At 25.4% G+C, this 7,788-nt stretch carries 5 protein-coding genes; 2 read left to right on the top strand and 3 right to left on the bottom strand.

The window, feature by feature from the left end:
- Window positions 1–217: 217 nt before the first annotated feature.
- Both Q5O44_RS09735 and melB read right to left on the bottom strand, forming a co-directional pair.
- A complete protein-coding gene (locus Q5O44_RS09735) occupies window positions 218–523 on the bottom strand; it encodes a hypothetical protein (RefSeq protein ID WP_022168226.1) in 306 nt (101 codons plus the stop codon).
- Window positions 523–1,944 (bottom strand): melibiose:sodium transporter MelB, encoded by a 1,422-nt coding sequence (gene melB, locus Q5O44_RS09730; protein WP_022168225.1) that lies wholly within the window; start codon window positions 1,942–1,944, stop codon window positions 523–525. Before melB ends, Q5O44_RS09735 begins: the two co-directional genes overlap by 1 nt.
- Before the next feature lie 235 nt (window positions 1,945–2,179).
- Between melB and Q5O44_RS09725 the strand changes: the two genes are divergently transcribed.
- Window positions 2,180–3,217: a LacI family DNA-binding transcriptional regulator gene (locus Q5O44_RS09725; protein ID WP_022168224.1), complete on the top strand. Its 1,038-nt coding sequence runs from the start codon at window positions 2,180–2,182 to the stop codon at window positions 3,215–3,217.
- Between the two features lie 129 nt (window positions 3,218–3,346).
- Here Q5O44_RS09725 and Q5O44_RS09720 read toward each other — a convergent pair whose 3' ends face one another.
- The gene (locus tag Q5O44_RS09720) at window positions 3,347–6,373 is read right to left on the bottom strand and encodes a glycoside hydrolase family 2 TIM barrel-domain containing protein (RefSeq protein WP_022168223.1); all 3,027 of its coding nucleotides are present in this window, start codon (window positions 6,371–6,373) and stop codon (window positions 3,347–3,349) included.
- A gap of 1,066 nt (window positions 6,374–7,439) precedes the next feature.
- Between Q5O44_RS09720 and Q5O44_RS09710 the strand changes: the two genes are divergently transcribed.
- Window positions 7,440–7,739 (top strand): hypothetical protein, encoded by a 300-nt coding sequence (locus tag Q5O44_RS09710; protein WP_022168222.1) that lies wholly within the window; start codon window positions 7,440–7,442, stop codon window positions 7,737–7,739.
- Window positions 7,740–7,788: the final 49 nt, after the last annotated feature.

Raw genomic sequence — 7,788 nt, 5'->3', positions numbered from 1 at the left:
TGATATTACACAATTCTTTCAACAGTCCCAGGAAGGGAGAGTAGATTAGATTTGTGTAATAAGCAAATCTATCTACTCTTTTTTTATGTCACTTATTAGTGAAATCTTTCTTGCAATAGACTATATTATTTATATAAAATTTTACAATTACTAATTATTCAAAATCTAATTATGATACTAGAAATTTTCTTCTAATATAACATATAGTTAGCTATCCTTAGTTGTTATATTTAAACTTTATTAATATTTCTTTTATTTCACCTTTTGAATTTTTTCTTATAGTATAATGTTTTATATCTTTTCCATCACTTTTAATTTGATAATTTAGTTCATTAATTGTAGCTTTTATTTTTTGTATAAGTTTACTATCTCTAATCACAATAAATCTATCTTTACTACATATTACTTCCTCATTATTATCGCTAATTACTACATAATATTCTTGTCTCTCATCTATAACTACATATTCTTTATCTAATGTTAAATTATCAAAACCTTTTTTGTTAATACATTTTATTATCATTAATTAACCTCCTTACTTATTCTGTTTTCTATATCAGATATTTCACCCATATCCACAATTAATGACCCAGATTCATTTCTTCTCTTCTCCTCTAGAGTTATAATTACTTTTGACAATAACTCTCCATTCAATTTATAAAACTTTTTATAGACTATTATACTTATTAAAATAAATATTGCTGGTACTACAGTCATTACAACTCTTAAACCATTTATTGTAGATACTGATTGAACTGAATTAGGAACATATCCTGTTGTTGAAAGAATTAATCCTGTTAATAAACCACTAAAAGCAGTTGATACTTTAGCTAATAACGTTTGCATTGAAAAAACAACACTTTCATTTCTTGTTCCTAGCTTATATTCACCATAATCAACAATATCTGCAAGAGCAACTGTTTGACTTCCTGAAAAGAACCCACCACCAAAACTATAAATAATTCCTGATAATCCTACTAATAGACTATTTTGTGGGGCTATTATTCCTGCAATTAACAACAATAGTATACCTATTATTGGCAAAGTACAACCTAATATATGTACCTTAACTCTTGATAGTTTTTCAACTATTTTAGGGAATACAAATAATCCACATATTGTTGCTATACCTGAAAATGAAACAAATATTGTAAATAACTCTTCTGAACCTATTACATATTTAAAGTAATATAGTTGAATAGATGCTATTATTTGTTGTCCTATTGTAAATAATAATACTAATGCTAAAAAAGCTATTAATTGATCATTTTTTACTAAAACTAGCATCATTTGCTTTAGTGTAGTTTTTTCTTGATTTGCTTGAGATGAATTGTGTTCTCTTGTATTTTTAACAGTTATTGAAATAGTAACTATAAATATTACTGAGACTATAATTGCAAATAATAAGAACCCACTCTTTTGATTTCCTTTACCTAAAACACTTACTATCTTTAGACCTAAGCTACTAATTGCAAGTCCGGCTAAAGCAGCAAATATTCTTGGTATTACTGAAATTTGTTCTCTTTCTTTTTTATCACTTGTTAAATTTGGAAGCATTGACCAATAAGGAACATCCATTAAGGTATATGTCATTCCCCATAAAATATACATGACCGAAACGTATACATAAAGTGATTTACCAGTTAATCCACAATCAGTAAATAATAAAATTAATATAATTGAATTAATTATTGTTCCAATTAATATCCAAGGTCTAAACTTTCCCCATTTTGTTCTAGTATTATCTACTACAAGCCCCATTATAGGATCATTCACAGCATCCCAAATTCTAGCTACAAAAAATAATCCTCCAATAAATCCAACACTTATACCTAATACATCTGTCAAATAAAACATAAAATATACAGCCACTATATTATATACAGCATCTTTTCCTATAGCTCCTAAACCAAAGGAATATTTTTCTTTAGAAGTAATTTTCATTTTTATCTCTCCTTTTATACTTTTATACTTTTATAACTTTGTTATCGTTATCACCTTTATTATACAAACTAGTAAAATTTTAGTCAATGTTATTTGGTTAAATTTTACTATTTTTTACTAAAAAAATTTTATATATTTTTAATTAATATTTTTATATTTAATATAAAATTTGACTTGTTTTTAAGTAAAGTTTAAACTTAAATTCGTAATTAAATTTTTATAGGAGGTGATTAGTTTGGCTACAATTAAAGATATTGCTTTAAAGGCAAATGTTTCTATTGGTACTGTTTCTAGAGTTTTAAACTTTGATGAAACACTAAATGTATCTGATAGTACAAGAGAAAAAATTCTTAAAATTGCTGATGAACTTCAATATAAATCATTAAAAAATAGAAAAGTAAAATCAAAAAATATAAAAAAAATTGGTATACTTTCCTGGTATACTAATAATGAAGAGCTTGCAGATCCTTATTTCTTATCTATAAGATTAGCTGCAGAAAAAAAATGTAATGAAAATAATTATACTATTATAAGAATAAATAAAGAAAGTGATTATGAAATTTTAAAATGTCTGGCTGGAATAATTATAATAGGAAGATTTTCAAATGAAATTATAGAAAGGATTTCAAGTATTAATGAAAATTTAGTTTTTGTTAATTTTTCTCCAGATGATAATAAATTTGATTCTGTATGTGTAGATTTAAAAAAGTCTATTAGAGAATTATTTGATTACTTATATGGCTTAGGACATAGAAAAATTGGTTTTCTTGGTGGAAACGATATTGACTTAATCAAAAATACAGATATATATATTGATGAAAGAGATGAAGTTTACAAGGAGTTTATGGAGGAAAAAAATATATACAACAAAAATTACTTATATAGAATAAATAAATATATAAATAATAATAGATTCAATTATAAAATGGGATATGAACTAATGCTTAAAGTTCTTAGTAAAGATGATATTCCAACAGCTATGTTTGCTGGTAATGATGCTATGGCAATTGGTGCATATAAAGCTATTTCAGAAAGAGGATTAAAAATACCTGATGATATAAGTATAGTAGGATTTGATGATTATCCATCCTCAAGCTATATGATTCCGTCTTTAACAACCATTAAAGTTCCGACTGATTGCTTAGGTGATGCTGCTGCAGATTTGCTTTTAGAAAAGATTAATAGTAATAGACATTATCCAAAGAAAGTACTTGTTCCAACACAACTTAAAATAAGAAAAAGCTGTAAACAAATTTCATGCAATAATTCATAAAAATAAAGGTCTGTTATAAAAATATTTAAAACAGACCATTTAATATATACTTTATTATTAGTAACTAATTTAATATTACTACTTACTATTGATACTGTCTAATATTTATAAAAAATTTATTGAATTTTCCTATATACATATATTTGATATTATAAAACTATATTCTATATCAGTATCTGATGGGATACAGTATTCTGGTAACACTGGTGCACCCCAGCTGTCATCGCCACCAACACCCATTTGTTTTGATAATATATTTACATAAGTATATGTTATAGGTGGCAATTCTTCCTTATGCATTGCATTTTCAAGTTCCATAACACTATAAGGTAATACACTAAATTCAAATGGATTTTTTTCATAAGAAAATCTTAGTCCCTCATTTTTATTATTTCTTACTTCTATCCACCTTGTATTTGTATAATTTCCGCATTCTTGTGGTACTAAATATGGAGTTAAATTATCTTCTGCAAGCTTTGAATAAACTCCAAGTTTTGCGCCTTCTTTTCTATTTATATAATTTTCCTCTGGTCCATTTCCATACCAATTAAATACCTTAAATTCTTTATTTAATTTGAAACTCATACCCAAAGTAGGTAATTCACTTAATCCTTCTGCCCCATTATATTTTATATTAACTTTAATTATACCTGGTGATGTAACTAAATAATTTACTTTTACTAAATTTCTTGCGATATTTGGCAATTCATAAGTATAAGTAATATTAGCTTTTGTATTATCTTCTGAAACCTTTACTTCAAAATCAATGCATTTTTGTAACATAGTAGCATATGCCCATTCTCCACAAGCATATTCATGTTTGTATCCTTTATCATTATCTGTTGAAGCTCTCCAATAAATTTGTTTTGGAGTCCTTGTTATATATTCTTTGTCATCATATATTAAAGAAACAATACCGCCTTCTGTCTGTGAAAACATAACTTTAAAATTCTCATAAATAATTCCGACATTAACATCTCCATAAACAACATTTAATTTTTTTAAGCTCTCTTGTTTTTCACATTTAACTTCTCTTGACATTTGTCCAAAAGCTAATTCAAATCCCTTTTCCGCCCAAATTTCATCATTTCTTAGCTTTGCAGAAACAGTATATACATATTCTCCAGCTTTTAAATCTTTTATCCATGGAATTTCTATATAAACTTCTTCACCTGGATTTCCTTTCAATTGTACTGTTCCTTTTTGAATAATTTTCCCCTCTTTTTCTAGTAAATATTCAAAATCATATTTATCTAAATTTGTAAATAAGTTTTCATTTTTTATTGTAGTACCATTTATATCTACATTTATTTTTATATTTTGATATAAAAATTTTACTTCTTGAGCTTTTGGTGATATAGTTCTATCTGCAAACACTATACCATTACCACAGAAATTATAATCTGTAGCTCTATCTGTAAAATCGCCTCCGTAAGCTAATACTTTTTCTCCATTATCATTTATTCTATATAGAGCTTGATCAATGTAATCCCATATAAAACCACCTTGATACATTTCATATTTGTCTTCAAGTTCAGTATATTTCATCATTCCTCCACAGGAATTTCCCATAGCATGCATATATTCACAGCTTATATATGGCTTTTCAGGATTAGTATTTAAATACTCTTCAATATCAGCTGCTTTTGCATACATTCTACTTTCTATATCACTAATTTCATTAAAATCTCTATTCCAAAATACTCCTTCATAATGAACAATTCTAGAATTATCTCTTTCTTTAAAAAACTTAGTCATAGATAATATATTTTCTCCAGCATATGACTCATTTCCACATGACCAAATTAATATAGATGGGTGATTCTTATCTCTTTCAAGCATTGATTTTGCCCTATCAACTACACAACCTTCCCATTCTGGTATTGAACCTGGAACATTCCAAGAAGGTTCACATTTCCCTAACTTTTGCCATGATCCATGACTTTCTAAATTAGCTTCATCTATTAAATAAATACCATATTCATCACATAAATCATACCATAAGCTTTGATTTGGATAATGTGAAGTCCTAACAGCATTTATATTATGTCTTTTCATAAACTTAATATCCCAAAGCATATCTTCTTTAGTTAATGAACGACCATGTTCAGCATTAAATTCATGTCTATTAATCCCTTTAAATACAATTCTTTTTCCATTTAACTTCATAATACCATTAACTAATTCAAATTTACGGAATCCAACCTTTTGAGGTATTATTTCAATTAATTCCTTATTATCATCTAAAACTTTAATAAAAAGATTATATAAATAAGGATTTTCTGCACTCCATAGATTAATATTGTTTATATTAAAACTAACTTCCATTTCTTTTTCTATTTTAACTTCTTCAACTGAAGCTACTTCATTTCCTTTATTATCGCATAAATATGCACTCACGTAACCCGTATTACTAGTAATCTTCAACTCACTTTTCAAAACTGCACTATTATAGTCATCACTTAATTCTGTTTTGATGAAAATATCATTTATATGAATTTCTGGAATGGCATATATAAACACATCCCTAAATATTCCAGAAAATCTCCAAAAGTCTTGATCTTCAATCCAACTTGCACTACTTCTTTTATAAACTTCTACTGCAATTTTATTTTTACCATCTTTTATATATTGGGTTATATTAAATTCTGAAGGTGTAAAAGTATCTTCGCTATATCCAACAAACTCACCATTTATCCATAAATAAAAAGCTGTTTCTACACCTTGAAAGGATAATCTTATTTCCTTATTTTTTAATTCATCATTAATTTCAAAATATTTAATATAGCTTCCAACAGGATTATATGATTTAGATATCATAGGTGGTCTTAATTCCTCTTGACCATCCCAAGGATACATTGTATTTATATACTGACATTTATCATATCCCTCCAACTGAATATGAGCTGGTACATTAATCATATCAAAGCCTTTACAATCAAAATTCTCTTTATAGAAATCCTTTACACGAAGGCTAGCATTTTCTGCATATGAAAAATACCATTTCCCATTAAGACTTTGTTTTAATATCATATTATTATTTTTTAACTCTTCTACACTCCTATAAAACTTATGATCAGAATGGGCCTCCATTCTATTCACAGCAAATATTTCTGGATTTTCTAACCACTCTAACTGCGGAATTATTTTACACATAATCTACCCCTCCATAGCATATTGTTTTACTTTTTTATACTTAAATTAATATCTTTTGATTAAACTTTCAAGCATTTTTACTAAAAGTTTTATTATTTTTATTCTAATTTAAATATAAAAAATTAATATTTAACAAATATAATATATTTTTTCAATAGATAGTTTAGTAAAAATTATATGTTCTTAAATATAAAAAACTTCAGAGTTCTTTAATCCATAGTTAATTTATTTATCACATTCTATTTTTAAGGTATATTCTAAATAATTATATATTAATTTTGTATTTCACATTATTTTATCATAATACCTTAAAATAGTAATTTATACTTCTAGTTATTTTCATACATGACTTTTTCAAAGATATTTTCTTCATCATGTTTATTTTATATTGACTAACTCTTTATATACAGATGTTTACTATTTCTCTATTTTTACTCTATATTTAAAAGAAACACTTATTTATTTTTCAAGAAACTGTCAGCAGTCTTTAATTTAGATGAAATATATAATATAATTTAAAGCATATTAATTTATTAAACGGAGGTTTCAACAATAATAAATGAAAGAAGAGAATCACAAAATTAAATTGGAGTGTTTATGATAGGAGAATTAGTTACGTAAGAACATTTATTAAGGAAGATTAATAAATATATAGATTTTTTATTTATTTAGAAATTTAACTAGAAATTTGTATTGTCATAAAAATTGTCTATCAGCAGTTGATCTAGTATTTTTATTTAAAAAGCTATTTGTCAGATATCTTTATTGAATAGTCTCAGAAAGGAAACGAGTTAAAGGTACAGGAGTTAATACTAACGCTAATAATCGTAAGTTTAAAAAATTTGAAGGGGGAGTAACTATAAATAAATATATAGATCAATTAGATATTAATATTAATTTAGATAGAGAAACCATAATATTTTTAAAGGAATAACAGATAGGGATATAGTACCAGTTATTTCATAATATATGTTTTCCTCACAAAAAAGGAATCAAAATTTAGTGATATTAAAAAATTAATCTATTGAACAATAATAAAAATAATATAACTGACGGGGTGTTTATAATGACAAGAAAAACTATTAAAGAGTTAGAAAAGATTATTGAAGATTTAGAAAATCGTTTAAAAGGATGTATGAATATAATTAATGATAGGAATAAACAAATAGAGAAAATAGCTGATGATAGATTTGAAAATAGTTCATTATATAAGATGATGAATAAAGAAATTAATGTATTAGAAGTAGTTATAGAGAGTCAAAAAATACTAATTAAAGGAAAAGAAATTGATATAAAAAAATATATTGAAACTATAGATAAATTATTAAAAGAAAATTTGAGACTATCGATAAATTTGTGTAAATGATTTTATATATTAAAAAATATTACTGGAAATTTTGATTTCCAGTAATATT

It is taken from the genome of Clostridium sp. CAG:221 (assembly GCA_000435835.1).
GTDB lineage: Bacteria > Bacillota > Clostridia > Clostridiales > Clostridiaceae > Clostridium.
The sequence above is the reverse complement of the archived record's forward strand: the minus strand, read 5'-3'. Positions and strand labels throughout refer to the sequence as shown.

Bases quoted from the DNA above. Each gene is read 5' to 3' on its own strand.
- Q5O44_RS09720 (WP_022168223.1), bottom strand. From the start codon at position 6,373: ATGTGTAAAATAATTCCGCAGTTAGAGTGGTTAGAAAATCCAGAAATA.
- Q5O44_RS09710 (WP_022168222.1), top strand. From the start codon at position 7,440: ATGACAAGAAAAACTATTAAAGAGTTAGAAAAGATTATTGAAGATTTA.
- Q5O44_RS09735 (WP_022168226.1), bottom strand. From the start codon at position 523: ATGATAATAAAATGTATTAACAAAAAAGGTTTTGATAATTTAACATTA.
- melB (WP_022168225.1), bottom strand. From the start codon at position 1,944: ATGAAAATTACTTCTAAAGAAAAATATTCCTTTGGTTTAGGAGCTATA.